This is a genomic window from Stenotrophomonas sp. 22692, from assembly GCF_052045015.1.
Classification (GTDB): Bacteria; Pseudomonadota; Gammaproteobacteria; order Xanthomonadales; family Xanthomonadaceae; genus Stenotrophomonas; species Stenotrophomonas geniculata.
The window spans coordinates 19378-33447 of the sequence record NZ_JBQEMR010000039.1 but is presented as its reverse complement, the minus strand read 5'-3'; the positions used below and the strand labels follow the sequence as shown (position 1 = coordinate 33447).

Here is a 14070-nt window from a genome sequence, read left to right as displayed (position 1 = left end):
GCCGGGCCATGCCCGGCGAGCGCGCAGCGCGGCGCTTCTCGCATTCCGCCGGGCATGGCCCGGCGCTACCCGATGAATTGCAGTCCGGCGGTCATTTCCCTGCAACGCCGCTGCGGCCCAATACGCCCACGCGGCCTGGCCGTGGGAAGGGACCGGACCGGCCTTCCCACCCTGGGCCCGACCAACTTTCCATGGGCGAGGGTGTCATGCGCAATCGAGTGACGCGGCGGTACTTCCAGCAGTTGTTCGCGCTGTACGCCGGCTTCGTGCAGTCGCGCTGAGGCCGCGATGCGGTAGCGCCGGGCAATGCCCGGCGAACGCAAAGTGCGTGGGGGCTCAGTGCCGCTTGCCGCGGCGTGCAGGGGCTGGCGGCGGTGCATCCGAACGCGGCTTGGCGTACTGCGCCCACAGCGCTGGCAGTGCCTTGCCGGTGTGCTTCTGCCACAGCGTCGGTGCATAGCGGCCGTCGCGCAGGGCCTTGTCCAGTGCGAGCACCAGTCCCGGGTGTTCGGCGTCGGCCCACTTCAGGAACGCACCGGTCACCCGGTAGCCACTGTCGAAGTTCTGTCCCTTCTCGACCTTGCCCGGCAGTGCCCAGCTCGCGGCGGCATTGTCCATGCCGTAGCGGTCGCGTGCGTAGTCGGCGATGCCTTCCACCAGCCAGCCCGGCACTCGCGCGTCGCCGTAGCCCGGATAGCCCTGCACGATGTGCATGGCCTCATGGGTGACCAGGTCGATGTCGTTCGGGTGCTGCGCCAGCCACCCCGGGTTGATGGTGATCGTCGCTGCGTGGTCCTTGTCGCCGACGAAGGCGATGCCGGTGTAGGCCGGATCGATCACGATGCGCACCATCGACGGCGCCGCCGGATGGAAGTCCGCACGTTCGCGCAGATAGGCGAAGAAGAACGTATCGATCACCCGCTTGCGCTGCGGCGCGGCCAGCGCGCCACGGGCGTCCTGGTAGTTCAGCGTCACGCCGTCGCGGGTCAGCTGCGTATCGAACGCCTGGGTCTGGCCGAAACTGGAGAAGGACAGGGCAACAAGGGCCAAGGGCAGAAGACGGAAGCGCATGCCGCTCATTGTACGGTGCCGGCCGCCAGCAGTTCGATCTCCGCCAGCGGCAGCCGTGCCGGTGCCGCCAGGCGCAGGCGGTACTCGCTGTAACGACCGGGTTTGGCGATCCGGAATGGACGGGTCTGGCGGGCGGATTCGAAGTCTTCGCCGCTGCGCTGGTCGAGCACGGCCCAGCTGCCGCTGCCGTTGCGCGCTTCCAGCGTCCACTCACCGCCCTGGATGCGGCCGTCGCCGCTGGTCAGCGTGTACATCGTCGGGGTGCCCTCGGCCAGGCCGGTCAGCGCGATGGTTGCGCCGCTACCCAGGCCCACCGTCGTGCCGGCATCGTCATCGAGCAGCGCGGGCAGGGCACGGCCATCGGCCAGCGTCGCCTTGGTGCCGCTGCCGAGCAGGTCGTGCAGCAGCTGGGGGCCCTGGCCGCGCGGGGTCAACGAGCGCGGCACATCGTCCACGCCACTGCCCCAGCGCGAGGGACGGGGGCCCATCACGAAGTCGAGGGTCGCGCCCTTGGCGATCAGGTCGTGCGGCACCCAGGTCTTCGTCCACGGCGTACCGTTGATCTTCAGCGACTGCACGTAGACGTTCTCACGCGAGTTGTTGGCCGCGTTCACGGTCAGCACCGCGCCACCCTGCAGTTCCACCCGCGCGTGACGGAATGCCGGCGAACCGATCACGTACTCCGGGGCGCCCATGCGCAGCGGGTACAGGCCCAGCGAGGCCAGCACGTACCACGCCGAGGTCTCGCCATTGTCCTCATCGCCCGGGTAGCCCTGGCCGATCTCGCTGCCGACGTACAGCCGCGACAGGATCTCGCGCACATGCTGCTGGGTCTTCCACGGCTGCCCGGCGTACAGGTACATCCACGGGATGTGGTGTGCCGGCTGGTTGCTGTGCGCATACATGCCCATGCGCACGTCGCGCGCTTCGGTCATCTCGTGGATGGTGCCGCCGTAGGAACCGGCCAGTGCCGGGTCCGCGGTTTCCGGTGTGGCGAAGAAGGTATCCAGCTTCGCCGCCAGCTTTTCGCGGCCTCCGTACAGCGCCGCCAGGCCCTCGCCGTCGTGCGCGGCGGTGAACGCGAACGTCCAGCCATTGGATTCGGTGTAGTCGTGACCCCACACGCGCGGGTCGTAGGCCTTGGCGTCCACGCGCCAGCGCCCATCGGCCTTGCGGCCCTGGAAGAAGCCTGCGTCCGGGTCGAACATCGTCGCGTAGCTGGCGGCGCGGTGGCGGAAGTAGTCGGCTTCGGTGCTGTAGCGTTCGCGTGCCGCCGGCGTGGCCGCGCGCTTGGCCAGGGCGTCGGCCATGTTGGCGATGCCGAAGTCATTGAGTGCACCTTCCATCGTCCACGACATGCCTTCGTGCACGTCGGCGCTGGCATAGCCACGGAAGGTCGAGCGGTCCATGCCCTTGCGGCCGACGTGGCGGTCAGGCGGGACCACGGTCGCGTTCTTCAGCGCGGCCGCGTAGGCCTCTGCCGGATCGAAGCCGCCGACGCCTTTCAGCCACGCATCTGCAAATGCCACGTCCGAGCTGGTACCGACCATCAGGTCGGCGTAACCCGGCGACGACCAGCGCGCGATCCAGCCGCCGGCGCGGTACTGCTCGATGAAGCCCTGCACCAGCTGGCCGGCATCGTTGGGCGTGAACAGCGCATAGGCCGGCCAGGTGGTGCGGAAGGTGTCCCAGAAGCCGTTGTTGACGAATACCTTGCCGTCGCGCACGGCGGCGTAGCTGCGGGTCGCGCTGCCCTCGGTGTTGTCATCGCTGGCGCTGGCCTGGTTGGCGTAGCGCCACTCCGGTGCGGCGGCGCTGCCCACGTTCTCATGGCCGGAATTCGGGTACAGGAACAGCCGGTACAGGCTGGAATACAGCGTGGTCTTCTGGTCGTCGCTGGCATCGCCGATGTCGAAGCGGGCCAGGCGTGCGTCCCATGCATCCTGCGCACGGCCGGACACGCTTTCCAGCGTGTCGGCCGCAGCGATTTCCAGTGCCAGGTTGTGCCGCGCCTGCTCCACCGAGATCAACGAGGTAGCGATGCGCATGGTCACCCGCCGGTCGCTGCCCGCATCGAACTTGATGTAACCGGTCGGGCGACCGGTGTCGAGGCGCCCACTGCTGCGCCAGGGCTTGTCGAAGCGGGCCACCACGTACATGCGGCTGGCGCCGTTGGACAGGCCACTGCGCGTGTCGGTATAGCCGGACAGCGTCTGCGTGGCGGCGTCCAGAGTCAGGCCACCGCGTGCATCGACATTGTCGAACAGCAGGTTGGCGTCGCCGCCCTCGGGGAAATCGAAGCGGAACAGCGCCGCATGATCGGTCGGCGCGATGGCGGCGGCGATGCCGTTGTCGAAGCGCACGTCGTAGCGGTAAGGGCGGGCGCTCTCGTGGCTGCGATCGAACGACAGCGCGCGCTTGCGGCGGTCGGCCTCCGGCACGCCACGGCTGGCCGAGGGCATCACCTGGAAGGTCTGGCGGTCGCCCATCCACGGGCTGGGCTGATGGCTCAGCGCAAGCGCCTGCAGTTGCGGGCGGTTCTGTGCGTCGTTCTGTTCGTTCCAGCGGTACAGCCAGTTCAGTGCGCCGGCATCGGTCACCGGAGTCCAGAAGTTGAAGCCGTGGGGTACCGCCGTGGCCGGGAAATTGTTGCCGCGCGAGAAGGTGCCGTTGGCCTGGGTGCCACGGGTGGTCAGCACCCAGTCGGAGACGCGTTGCGGCTGTTGTCGCGGCTGAGCATCCAGGCGCACGTCGTCGATCCAGCCGGCGACCGGTGCACCGTCGGCACTCGCCACCTCCAGTTCGATCGCCACCACGCGGCGACCGTTCAGCGCGGGCACGTCGCCCAGTCGCACCGCCTTGCGCGCCCACTGCTGCGGATACAGCGTCTTTGACGCGCCCTGCGCGCGTGCGCCAAGGGCTATACCGTGCTGGTCGCGTGCCGCGCCGGCCGAAACGCGGCTGCCATCGTCCAGCAGCAGGTCCAGTGACACATAGGTCGAGGCCACGGTGTCCTTGCCGACGATCTCCGGCAGCACCAGCCACGACAGGGTGGTATCGGCCTCGATCGGCAGATCTGTCTTGAACAGCTCGCGCCGCGCGCTGCCGCCTTCGCTGCTGTAGCGCAGTGCATGCAGGCCGCTGTAGCCCACATTGCGCTTGGCGGCGTAAGGCGCCGCAGGGCCGTTGCCGATCGTGACCTGCAGTGCACCCGCGGCCTGCGACGGGGCAGGTTCGCCGGGCTCGAACGAGGTCTGCAGTCCCTGTGCCAACACCGGCATCGCGGTAGTCGCACAGGCCAGGGCCAGGGCGAGCGGAAGCAGGGCGCGGCGTGGATCGGACAGGGTCATGCAAGGGTCTCCCGGAAGGGCAGGCGGCGGGCAGAACCCGCATCGGCGGACACCACGGACAGCATCGCTCCTCCCGCCGGGATGGCAGTGGAAGAAGCGATGCCGGTCCGGTGGGGGCGGGCCATGCGATCGGGTCGGATTGGGGCAGGCCGGTTCACGACCTGGCCCGATCCTGCAACAGCCGTGGCAACCTGACAAGTGCCATTTAGTTCGATCCAAATGCGGGAAATATCGTTGTCGGTGGTTTCCCGGCGTGAACCTGCAGGATTGGTCGGGAATTTCCACCGGCACCCCATCCCGAGGTGGCATGCAAGGTCGCAGGGAATCGGCCCGGTACGCGCAAAGACCCGTTGCGGCGCAATGTCGGGGCGGCCCGGATGCTAGAATCACAGGCCTCGCAACCCGTTCATCGACATCCGCCATGAGCCATACCGCCACTGCGCCCGCCAACGCCGAGAAGCGCTACACCGTGCACCGCAGCGATCTGCCGCTGAGCTGCCCGACCCCGGAAATGGCGCTGTGGAACTCGCATCCGCGCGTGTACCTGCCGATCGAAGACGAGCCCAACGGCGAAGCGCAGTGCCCGTACTGCGGTTCCGTGTTCGTGCTGGCCGACTAAGCGGCCGCCCCTTCGATGCGCCGATTGACCGTGGTGCAGTTGCTGCCGGCGCTGCACTCCGGCGGCGTCGAGCGCTCGACCCTGGAAATCGCTGCGGCCCTGGTCGCCGCCGGCCATCGCGCGTTGGTAGTGTCGGCTGGCGGCCGCCTGGTGCAGCCGCTGCTCGATAGCGGTGCCGAGCACCTCACTCTGGACATCGGCCGCAAATCGCTGCTGACCCTGCGCCACCTGCCGACCCTGCGCCGACTGTTCGCCGAGGTTGGCGCGGACGTCGTGCATGCCCGCTCGCGGCTGCCGGCCTGGCTGGGGCTGTACGCGATCCGCGCCATGCCCGCCACGCAGCGCCCGCACTGGGTGACCACCGTGCATGGATTGAATTCGCCCAGTCGCTACAGCGCGGTGATGACCAGCGGTGAACGCGTGATCTGCGTGTCCAACAGCGTGCGCGACTACGTGCAGCGGCACTATCCGACAGTTCCCGAAGCGCGGCTGCAGGTGATTCCGCGCGGCGTCGATGTCGCACAGTTTCCGCGCGTGGCCCGCGCCGACCGCCGGCCACGACTGGCGCTGGCAGCCGACTACCCGTGGCTGGCGCAGGTTGAGGGCCCGCTGCTGCTGCTGCCGGGGCGGGGCACCCGGCTGAAGGGACATGCTCATGCGCTGCAGTTGCTGGCGGATGTACGCGCCGCCGGTGTGCCGGCACAGCTGTGGATGCTGGGCACCGATGAACCGGGCCGTGAAGCCTACGTGGTCGACCTGCGCCGGCAGGCCGCTGCTTTGGGCGTGACCGACGCCGTGCAGATCAGCACACCGACCGCGCGCATCGCCCAGGCCTATGCGGCCAGCGATCTGGTGCTGCAGCTGTCGGACAAGCCCGAAGCATTCGGCCGTACTGTGGTCGAGGCGCTGTCGGTGGGCCGCCCGGTGCTGGGCTGGGATCATGGTGGCGTCGGCGAACTGCTGCGGCAGCTGCAACCCGCTGGTGCGGTGCCGCTGGGCGATGCACGCGCGCTGGGTGAACGTGCGCTGGCCCTGCTGGCGCAGCCTCCGTCCTTGCCGACCCGCATCCCGTTTACCCTGCAGGCCATGCAGCGCGATACCCTCCGCCTCTATGCCGACCTCGCCGGCTGACCCCGCTGTCATCGTGCGCGACGACCGCGCCGGGCGCTGGGCGCCCTGGTGGGTGCTGGCGTACGTGGCGATGTGGCCGTTGCCGGGCATCGCTGAAACCGTGCTCGGTCTTGGCGCGGTCTACGCCGCCGCGCGCATGGTCATGCGCCGCCTGCAGCGCCGCCCGCACCTGTTGAGCACGGCAGCGTGGGCGCTGACCTCGATCCTGTTCCTCGGCTATTGGCTGCCGCAGGCGTTCTCGGCGTTTGATGCGATCGATCCGGCAGCGTCGTGGACCAAGGCGGCCGCCGGCCTGCGCTACCTGCCCTTCATGTGGCTGGTGGCAATCGCGGTGGCCACGCCCGAACGGAGGCGGCTGACCTTCGGTGGCCTGGCGCTGATCACCGGCGCATGGACCCTGGATGCGCTGGTGCAGGCGGTGGCCGGTACCAGTCCGTGGTTCTGGTCGCTCGAGCAGCTGAAGCTTGCGGTAAGTGGTCACGCGTTGTGCCCGGCCGGTGAGGCGGCCGTTGTCGATCGCCTCAGTGGCGCGCTGGGGCCGTGCAACCTGAAGTTCGGCCAGGTCCTGGCCAGCCTCTCACCGTTCCTGTTGCTGCCGCTGGCACGCCGCTTCGGCAATCCGGGGTGGGTCCTGGCCGCGGCGGCGCTGGGTTGCGTGCTGCTGCTGGCCGGCTCGCGCGCATCGTGGATCACCTTCGCGCTGGTGCTTGCCTACAGCGGCGTGCGCCAGTTCGGCTGGAAACGGTTGGTGCTGCTGGCGCTGGTCGCTGTCCTCGGCGCGGGCGCGCTGACCGCCAGCGTGCCGCAGCTGCGCGAACGCTTCGCGCGAACGGCGTTGGCCTGGGATGGAAGCGAGCGCGGTGTCGACGAGGCACTGTCAGGGCGTGCGCGGATCTGGGACGCCGCGGCCTGCATGATCGAGCAACATCCGCTCAATGGCGTCGGTGCACGCGGCTTCCGCGATGCCTATCCGGCCTGCGTGTCTGGCGACGAACCGGCGGTGTGGGGCGATGCCCCGGCGTTGCATGCCCATCAGATCGTGCTGGAAATCCTGGCGGAAACCGGCGTGCTCGGCCTGCTGCTGTGGTTGGCAGCCGTGGCCCAGGCCTGGCGGGCCTGGCGCTATGCACCGATGGCCGCGCGTGAGCGGGCCCGCCCGGCGATGCTGGCGCTGGCGGTCACCGTGTTCCCGCTCAACACGCATCTGGCGTTCTATTCCGCGTTCTGGGGTGGCCTGACCGTGCTGCTGGCGGCGTTGTTCGCCGGCAGCCTGTTGGCGCGGGACGCGGATGACACACCGGCGGTGACGTAACGGAACATCCACGCATGGCGTGGGTCACCGAACGAACGCCGCCGTAGTAGATCCACGCCATGCGTGGATGGTGCTTTCCCGACGCAAACACGCGCCAACCTCCACTACCGGTGCTTCCCTGCGTATCGCACGCTGGGGCCATGGCCAGCCCCAGACTCCGCTACGGTCGTTACTCCAGCACCGGTAACGTTTATTCACTGACCACGGCAACCCTTGGCCGGGAGCCGTTCTTCGCGGATGCCGCCAATGTGGCGATCCTGGTAGATGCGCTGCGCTTCGTCGAACGCAGCGGTTTCAGCCACAGCCTGGCATGGGTGGTGATGCCCGACCACCTGCACTGGTTGATGAAACTGCGCAGTGGAACCCTTGCCGAGTGCATGTCGCTGCTCAAATCCCGCAGCGGGCGGCTGTTGAACCAGTATCTGGATCGACGCGGCGCACTGTGGCAGCACGGCTATCACGACCATGCCGTGCGGAACGACGAATCCCTTCACGAGAAGGCGATGTACATCCTGGCCAACCCGGTCCGGAGCGGCCTGGCCAGCACGTTGGGCGAGTACCCGCATGCATGGTGCCGTTGGCCGTTGTAGATGCCGGGGGGCGGAACGAAGAGCATCCACGCATGGCGTGGATCTACTTCAGAGCGCCCCACATCAGTAGATCCACGCCATGCGTGGATGAAGCCAACCCGGTCCCGCGTTACTTGTAAAAATCACTCCGCCCGCCCGGCTGGCGCTTGAAACGGCGGTGGATCCACAGGTACTGGTCCGGTGCCTCGCGCACCATCTCCTCGATGGCCTGGTTGACCCGCGTGGTATCGGCTTCCACATCCTCGCTGGGAAAGTTCTCCAGCGGCGCGCCGATCTTCAGGAAGTACTTCCCGCCCTCGCGGCGGTGGAAGTAAGGAATCACCGCACAACCGGTCATCCGCGCCAGCTGGTGGGTGGCGGTAATGGTGGATGCGGTATGGCCGAAGAAGGGCACGAACACGGTGTCCTTGCCGCGCATGTCCTGGTCCGGCGCGTACCAGAGGAAGCCGCCCTTCTTCAGGTGGCGCACGGTCGCGCGGATGTCTTCATTGGCGAACATCGCCTTGGCATAGCGCAGGCGGCCGAACTTCACCGCCCACTCGTACACCGGGTTCTTGTGCTTGCGGTACATGCCTGAAAGATCGACGTAGTCGCACAGCAGGCGGCCGCACATCTCCAGGGTCATGAAGTGGCCGGACACCAGCAGCACGCCGCGGCCTTCGGCCTGCATCTGCCGCAGATGCTCGAGGCCTTCGATCTTCACCTGTGGGCGGATGCGGTCGATGCTGCCCCACCAGGCGCGGATGCACTCGAGCACGCCCACGCCCAGCGCGTCGAAGCTGTCGCGCACCAGGCGCTGGCGCCAGGCTTCGTCCTTCTCCGGGAAGCACAACTTCAGGTTGACCTCGGCGGCGCGACGGCGGCTGCCGAGCAGGCGCCAGCTGATCCAGCCGACGCCACGGCCGAGCGCACGCTGCAGCATCCACGGCAGGCGGGCGATGGCGAAGGCGCCGAGCATGGCGGTGAACATCGGCCAGTTACGGGGATCGCGCAGCGACGGGCGGATGGCGGTGGTGGCATCGGACATGGCGCCATTCTACCAACCCGGCTGCGTGTCTTTCCCGGGGGGCTCCCGTATCCTTGCCGCATGCGTAAAGACCCTGTCGAATGGATCCTGCGCGGCCTGTATTCGGCCGTGCTCTACATCCTGCTGCCGATCACCGTGTACCACCTGGTCTGGCGCGGTTTCCGGGTCCGTGAATACTTCCGGCGCTGGGACGAGCGCTATGCCTCGTATCCGCAGCCGACCGGCCAGCCGCGGGTCTGGCTGCACGCGGTCTCGGTGGGCGAGGTCAACGCCGCCGCGCCATTGGTCAATGCCCTGCGCCAGCAGCGTCCGGACATCCGCTGGGTCATCACCACCATCACCCCGACCGGTTCGGAGCGCGTGCGCGCGCTGTGGGGAGACGCGCTGGACCACGTCTATCTGCCGTACGACGTACCGGGCAGCGTCAACCGCTTCCTCGGCCACTTCCAGCCCAGCCTGGCGCTGATCCTGGAAACCGAGCTGTGGCCGAACATGCTGTTCGGCTGCCGCGACCGCCGCATTCCGGTCTACATCCTCAACGCCCGCCTGTCAGCGCGCTCGCTGCGCGGTTACCGGGTGCTGGCGGCGCTGATCCGCCGTGCGCTGCGCACGGTTACCTGCGTGGCCGCGCAGTCGCAGGACGACGCCGAGCGCTTCGTGCAGCTGGGGGCTGCGCGGGAACAGGTGCAGGCGCTGGGCAACCTCAAGTTCGATATCGCCACGCCGGATGTGCAGGGCTTCGTCGAGCAGTTCCATGCCTGCGTGCCCGCCGGGCGCCCGGTGTGGATCGCGGCCAGTACCCACGATGGTGAGGAGCAGGCGGTGATCGACCTGCATCGGCGCCTGCGCCAGCAGCACCCCGACCTGTTGTTGCTGTGGGCACCGCGGCACCCCGAGCGCTTCCCGAAGGTGGAGGCGCTGGCGCGCGAGCAGGGCTGGAACGTGGCGACCCGTCGCGCGAAGCAATGGCCGGAGGCCGGCACGGATGTTTTCGTCATCGACACCCTGGGTGAGCTGATGCCGTTCTATGCCTGTGCACAGGTCGCCTTCGTCGGCGGCAGCCTGCAGCCGATCGGTGGCCACAATCTGCTGGAACCGGCGGCGATGGGCACTGCCGCTGTGACCGGTCCGCACCTGCACAACTTCGCCGAGATCTCACGGCGCATGCGAGAGGCCGGTGCCTTGCTGATCGGCGAGGACGTGCAGGCGGTAGGTGACCTGCTGCAGCACCTGCTGGGCGACGCCCAGGCGCGCGAGGACATGGCCCGTGCCGGTTGCACGCTGGTCAGCAACGGCCGCGGTGCCCTGCAGCGCACGCTGGCGCTGGTCGCGCCACACCTGCCGCCCCCGCGCAGCTGAGCCGGGCAGCAACACCGCCAGGGCGGATGCTACGCGGACCGACTGACGTGATCGACTGCATCAATTCTGCTTAGCAGCCGGATTCCTGTCGCAGCAGGACCGGATGCGTGGCTGCGAACGTGTTTGTGGTCACATCGCGGTGCGCACAGTACGGATTCTGATACCGCCACTTGGCGCACGCTGCCAGCCTCCTGTCGACCGCGCTTGTGCGGATTCAAGAGGGCTTGCGATGGACAGCGATAACCGCCGTGGCCGGCACGCGCTGCTGGGAATGGATCACTTCGCGATGGTGGCGTTGACCCTGCTGCTGGGTGGCAGCGTGATCGCCCTGGTTGGCCAGTACACCGCCGCCCAAGCGGGTCCGGCCATCGTACTGAGTCTGCTGCTGGCCGCACTGGGCACGGCGCCGATGCTGTATTGCCTGCACGTGCTGAACCAGCAGCAGCCCGCAGCCGATGGCCTGCACGGCCTGCTGCGGGCCGCTTGGGGCACGGCAGCCGCGCGGCTGCTGGGTACTGCACTGCTGCTGGAACTGGTGATGACCAGCGCCGGCGTGGCGCAGTCCACGGCCAGCCACGCACGTGCCGTGTTTGCCAGTCGCGGTATTGAAACCGGCAGCGCGCTGCCGGATCCGGTGATGGCCGTCACCAGTCTGCTGGTGCTGGGTGCGTTCGTGCTGCTGCCCCCGCGTCGCATCGCGCTGACGGTCTGCGTGTTGTTGACGGTGAAGATCGGTGTCGGGCTGTTGCTGTTGGCGCTGGCGGTTCGCCACGTGCACTACGCCAACTGGATTCCGTGGCTGCCGGACGCCACCGCGCCCTATCGATTCGGCCCCGGCGGGGTGCTGGCGGCAAGCGTGCCCTTGCTGGGGGTGTTTGCCAGTGTGGGGCTGGCACTGGGATTTCCCGGACGTGGCCGGCAGGCGCGCACGCGATCACCCTGGCTGCTGGCGGCCGCGCTGCTGCTGGCGATGCTGCTGCTGATCATGCTGGCCGCGTTGCAGGCCGGCCTGGTCGAGTTCCCGGTATTGGACAGTACGCGGCCGTTGTCGGTGGCATTGCAGGGCCATCCGCAGTTGCAGTGGCTGCTGCCGTTGCTGCCGCTGGCGGGCATGGCCGGGCTGGCAGCACTGCTGCTGGTGCTGTTGTCGCTGGCCGCACACCTGGCAGCGCAGCTCCGGCCTGTGGCCGGTGATGAAGCGCCCGGGTTGCGGACGCGGCTGATACCGGTCACCGTGGTGCTGACGGCGGCGCTGCTGGCCTTGGGAGCGCCGGCCGGCGCATTGCCGGTGCTGCCGGGTCCAGCAACCCTGCTGGTGATGGCAGCCTTGTGTCCGGCGGCACTGCGTGTCCGTGCGCCGATGCCGGGTGCTGCAATGGTGCTTGCGCCCCTGGCCACGGCGCTGTGCGTGCTGGCCGCAGTGGAACGGGCAGGCGCGTGGCCGGGCTGACGGCCGGCAGATCTGCGCCATGCGTGGGTCGGGCCGTACGCGCCGCCCACAAAAAAGCCACCCTCGCGGGTGGCTTTTCGTTGCCGGCAGGCGACGGCTCAGTGCGTCGTCGTTGCCGGATTGCCCGCGTCCTGGGTCAGCAGGCGGTTCACGTCCTGCAGCTCGGCCACGTCCAGTGCACCCAGCGACTGGCTCAGCAGCAGGCGGTTCTGCAGGAAGGTGTAACGGGCCTGGGCGTAGTCCAGCTGCGCTGAGAACAGGATGCGCTGGTTCTGGATCACATCCAGCACGGTACGGGTGCCGACCTCCAGGCCGACCTGCGAAGCGTCGTACGCGCTCTGCGCCGAGACCACCGCCAAGCGGCGGGCTTCCACTTCGCTGATGCCCTGCACCAGGGTCTGGTAGGCATTGCGGGTATTGCGGTCCAGGGCACGCTTCTGCTGCTCGTAGCCGTCCTGGGCGATGTCACGCTGGGCCAGCGCCTGGCGCACGCCGGACTGGGTGGCACCACCGGAGAAGATCGGCACGCTCAGGGTCAGGCCGATGCTGTTGGTGCGTGCGTCCGGCGACAACGAGCCGGCGCCGGTGCTGTCGCCCCAGGTCGCGCTCTTGCCCCAGCTGCCGCCCAGCGACAGGGTCGGGTAATGGCCACCGCGGGCAGCCTGCACGCCAGCTTCGGCCGCACTGACCTTCAGCTCCTGCGCCTTCAGCGCCGGATTCTGGGTGGTGGCCTGCTGCACCAGCTCATCGATGTTGCCGCGGTTGGCCGGCACTTCCGGGCGGAAGTCCGCCGGCAGGCCACGCAGGTTGGTCACCGGCTGGCCGGTCAGTTCGGTCAGGGCCTGGTAGTTATCGGCCAGGGTGTTCTGCGCAATGATGGTGTTGGCACGCGCCTGGTCGTACTGGGCGCGGGCTTCGTGCACGTCGGTGATCGGCGCCAGGCCCACTTCCAGGCGCTTGTCGGCGAAGTCGAACTGCTTCTTCGCGGCCGCTTCGTTGGTCTGCGCGGCGTTCAGCGATTCGATCGCCACCAGCACGTTGAAGTAGGCCGCCGAGGTGCGCACGATCAGGTTGTCGTTGGCCGATTCGAGGGTGAAGTCCGCCGCCTTGCTCAGCTCACGCTGCGAGCGCAGGTTGTTGATCTGTGTCCAGTTGAACAGCGTCTGGCTGCCGTCGATCGTGTAGGTGCGGCGCTTGTTGGTGAACGAGCCGGAGTTGGCGTCGGCGTTCGGCTCGCTGCGCGTGCGGTTCAGCGCGGCCTGGCCGTTGATCTGCGGCAGCAGGGCGGCACGCGCCTGCACGGCGCCTTCCTTGTCGTACAGCCGGGTCGATTCGGCGGCCGACAGCTGCGGATCGCCGTTGCGGGCCATTTCGTAGACCTGCAGCAGGTCGGCGGCATGGGCGGACAACGGCAGCAGGGCAGTGGCCAGCGCAACAGCGAGGGATCGGCGGATCATTGCGGCTTCCTTGGACTCAGAGGTGGAACTGGGGGGCCGGGGCGGCACCACGCAGGTAATCGATATCGGTCTCGAACAGGGACTCGGAGCTGCCGTCGGCCTTGACCAGCAGGGCCTCCATCGCCGGCGAGCGGCCGTGGATCACGAACAGGCGGCCACCCGGACGCAGCCACGAGGCGAACTGTGACGGCACCACGTCGACCGCACCAGTGACACAGATCACGTCAAAGCGGCGTTCGGTCTGCCAGGACAGGGCATCGGCCACTTCCACGCGGACGTTGCTGCCCAGGCCGGAAGCGTCCAGGCGGGCACGCGCGGCGGCGGCCAGCTCCGGGTCGATTTCCAGGCTCAGCACATCGCGCGCCAGCGCGCCGATGCAGGCTGCCAGGAAGCCGCTGCCGGTGCCGATTTCCAGCACTTCGTCACCCGGCTGCAGATCCAGTGCCTGCAGGGTACGGCCCTCGATGACCGGCTTCATCATCTTCTGGCCATGGCCGATCGGCAGTTCGACATCGGCGTAGGCCAGCGCCCGGTGTGCATCGGCGACAAAGGCCTCGCGCGGCAGGCGGGCCAGGACGTCGAGCACCTTGATGTCCAGCACGTCCCAGGGACGGATCTGCTGTTCCACCATCAGTTCGCGGGCGTGGGCGTAATCAATCGTCATGAGGTTCAAATCCAGCGCAGTGGGCCGGCCATTTTACCGG

At 68.3% G+C, this 14070-nt stretch carries 12 protein-coding genes; 7 read left to right on the top strand and 5 right to left on the bottom strand.

All coding sequences use genetic code 11. The features are described from left to right. The coding region (locus ACTJJM_RS18240; RefSeq protein WP_440865871.1) for a hypothetical protein at positions 1 to 281 on the top strand (281 nt) is incomplete at its 5' end. Positions 282 to 336: 55 nt separating this feature from the next. Here the strand turns inward: ACTJJM_RS18240 and ACTJJM_RS18235 are convergent. Together ACTJJM_RS18235 and ACTJJM_RS18230 are read right to left on the bottom strand one after the other, a co-directional pair. After that, complete coding sequence (locus ACTJJM_RS18235; RefSeq protein ID WP_235650716.1) at positions 337 to 1080, bottom strand: basic secretory family protein; 744 nt, start codon at positions 1078 to 1080, stop codon at positions 337 to 339. Continuing rightward, positions 1077 to 4421, bottom strand: coding sequence for a GH92 family glycosyl hydrolase (locus tag ACTJJM_RS18230; RefSeq protein ID WP_440865870.1), 3345 nt, complete (start codon positions 4419 to 4421; stop codon positions 1077 to 1079). The genes ACTJJM_RS18235 and ACTJJM_RS18230 overlap by 4 nt, the downstream gene beginning before the upstream one ends. Before the next feature lie 421 nt (positions 4422 to 4842). Between ACTJJM_RS18230 and ACTJJM_RS18225 the strand changes: the two genes are divergently transcribed. The 4 genes from ACTJJM_RS18225 to ACTJJM_RS18210 all read left to right on the top strand — a co-directional run bounded on the left by ACTJJM_RS18225 (position 4843) and on the right by ACTJJM_RS18210 (position 8073). Further along, the gene (locus tag ACTJJM_RS18225) at positions 4843 to 5040 is read left to right on the top strand and encodes a zinc-finger domain-containing protein (protein WP_005410967.1); all 198 of its coding nucleotides are present in this window, start codon (positions 4843 to 4845) and stop codon (positions 5038 to 5040) included. A 15-nt stretch (positions 5041 to 5055) separates the two neighbouring features. Further along, positions 5056 to 6171 (top strand): glycosyltransferase, encoded by a 1116-nt coding sequence (locus ACTJJM_RS18220; protein WP_053443491.1) that lies wholly within the window; start codon positions 5056 to 5058, stop codon positions 6169 to 6171. Continuing rightward, positions 6152 to 7483: an O-antigen ligase family protein gene (locus ACTJJM_RS18215; RefSeq protein ID WP_241887886.1), complete on the top strand. Its 1332-nt coding sequence runs from the start codon at positions 6152 to 6154 to the stop codon at positions 7481 to 7483. The genes ACTJJM_RS18220 and ACTJJM_RS18215 overlap by 20 nt, the downstream gene beginning before the upstream one ends. Positions 7484 to 7623: 140 nt before the next feature. After that, a complete protein-coding gene (locus tag ACTJJM_RS18210) occupies positions 7624 to 8073 on the top strand; it encodes an REP-associated tyrosine transposase (protein ID WP_071305835.1) in 450 nt (149 codons plus the stop codon). Between the two features lie 109 nt (positions 8074 to 8182). On the opposite strand, the gene ACTJJM_RS18205 is transcribed toward ACTJJM_RS18210, so the two are convergent. Continuing rightward, entirely contained in the window at positions 8183 to 9100 is a 918-nt protein-coding gene (locus ACTJJM_RS18205; protein ID WP_010480797.1) for an LpxL/LpxP family Kdo(2)-lipid IV(A) lauroyl/palmitoleoyl acyltransferase, read from the bottom strand. 60 nt (positions 9101 to 9160) lie between these two features. Between ACTJJM_RS18205 and waaA the strand changes: the two genes are divergently transcribed. Both waaA and ACTJJM_RS18195 read left to right on the top strand, forming a co-directional pair. After that, complete coding sequence (waaA, locus tag ACTJJM_RS18200; protein ID WP_010480795.1) at positions 9161 to 10459, top strand: lipid IV(A) 3-deoxy-D-manno-octulosonic acid transferase; 1299 nt, start codon at positions 9161 to 9163, stop codon at positions 10457 to 10459. Between the two features lie 229 nt (positions 10460 to 10688). Next, on the top strand, positions 10689 to 11909 hold the full coding sequence (locus ACTJJM_RS18195) for an amino acid transporter (protein ID WP_159360557.1): 1221 nt from the start codon (positions 10689 to 10691) through the stop codon (positions 11907 to 11909). Between the two features lie 98 nt (positions 11910 to 12007). Here ACTJJM_RS18195 and ACTJJM_RS18190 read toward each other — a convergent pair whose 3' ends face one another. Together ACTJJM_RS18190 and ACTJJM_RS18185 are read right to left on the bottom strand one after the other, a co-directional pair. Next, complete coding sequence (locus tag ACTJJM_RS18190) at positions 12008 to 13366, bottom strand: TolC family outer membrane protein (protein ID WP_005419128.1); 1359 nt, start codon at positions 13364 to 13366, stop codon at positions 12008 to 12010. Positions 13367 to 13382: 16 nt separating this feature from the next. Then, the gene (locus ACTJJM_RS18185) at positions 13383 to 14030 is read right to left on the bottom strand and encodes a protein-L-isoaspartate O-methyltransferase family protein (RefSeq protein WP_019662052.1); all 648 of its coding nucleotides are present in this window, start codon (positions 14028 to 14030) and stop codon (positions 13383 to 13385) included. Positions 14031 to 14070 lie beyond the last annotated feature (40 nt).

What these genes read in the sequence shown, in the direction of transcription:
- ACTJJM_RS18225 (WP_005410967.1), top strand. Translation starts at nt 4,843, where the DNA reads ATGAGCCATACCGCCACTGCGCCCGCCAACGCCGAGAAGCGCTACACC.
- ACTJJM_RS18230 (WP_440865870.1), bottom strand. Translation starts at nt 4,421, where the DNA reads ATGACCCTGTCCGATCCACGCCGCGCCCTGCTTCCGCTCGCCCTGGCC.
- ACTJJM_RS18220 (WP_053443491.1), top strand. Translation starts at nt 5,056, where the DNA reads ATGCGCCGATTGACCGTGGTGCAGTTGCTGCCGGCGCTGCACTCCGGC.
- waaA (WP_010480795.1), top strand. Translation starts at nt 9,161, where the DNA reads ATGCGTAAAGACCCTGTCGAATGGATCCTGCGCGGCCTGTATTCGGCC.
- ACTJJM_RS18215 (WP_241887886.1), top strand. Translation starts at nt 6,152, where the DNA reads ATGCCGACCTCGCCGGCTGACCCCGCTGTCATCGTGCGCGACGACCGC.
- ACTJJM_RS18195 (WP_159360557.1), top strand. Translation starts at nt 10,689, where the DNA reads ATGGACAGCGATAACCGCCGTGGCCGGCACGCGCTGCTGGGAATGGAT.
- ACTJJM_RS18235 (WP_235650716.1), bottom strand. Translation starts at nt 1,080, where the DNA reads ATGAGCGGCATGCGCTTCCGTCTTCTGCCCTTGGCCCTTGTTGCCCTG.
- ACTJJM_RS18185 (WP_019662052.1), bottom strand. Translation starts at nt 14,030, where the DNA reads ATGACGATTGATTACGCCCACGCCCGCGAACTGATGGTGGAACAGCAG.
- ACTJJM_RS18210 (WP_071305835.1), top strand. Translation starts at nt 7,624, where the DNA reads ATGGCCAGCCCCAGACTCCGCTACGGTCGTTACTCCAGCACCGGTAAC.
- ACTJJM_RS18190 (WP_005419128.1), bottom strand. Translation starts at nt 13,366, where the DNA reads ATGATCCGCCGATCCCTCGCTGTTGCGCTGGCCACTGCCCTGCTGCCG.
- ACTJJM_RS18205 (WP_010480797.1), bottom strand. Translation starts at nt 9,100, where the DNA reads ATGTCCGATGCCACCACCGCCATCCGCCCGTCGCTGCGCGATCCCCGT.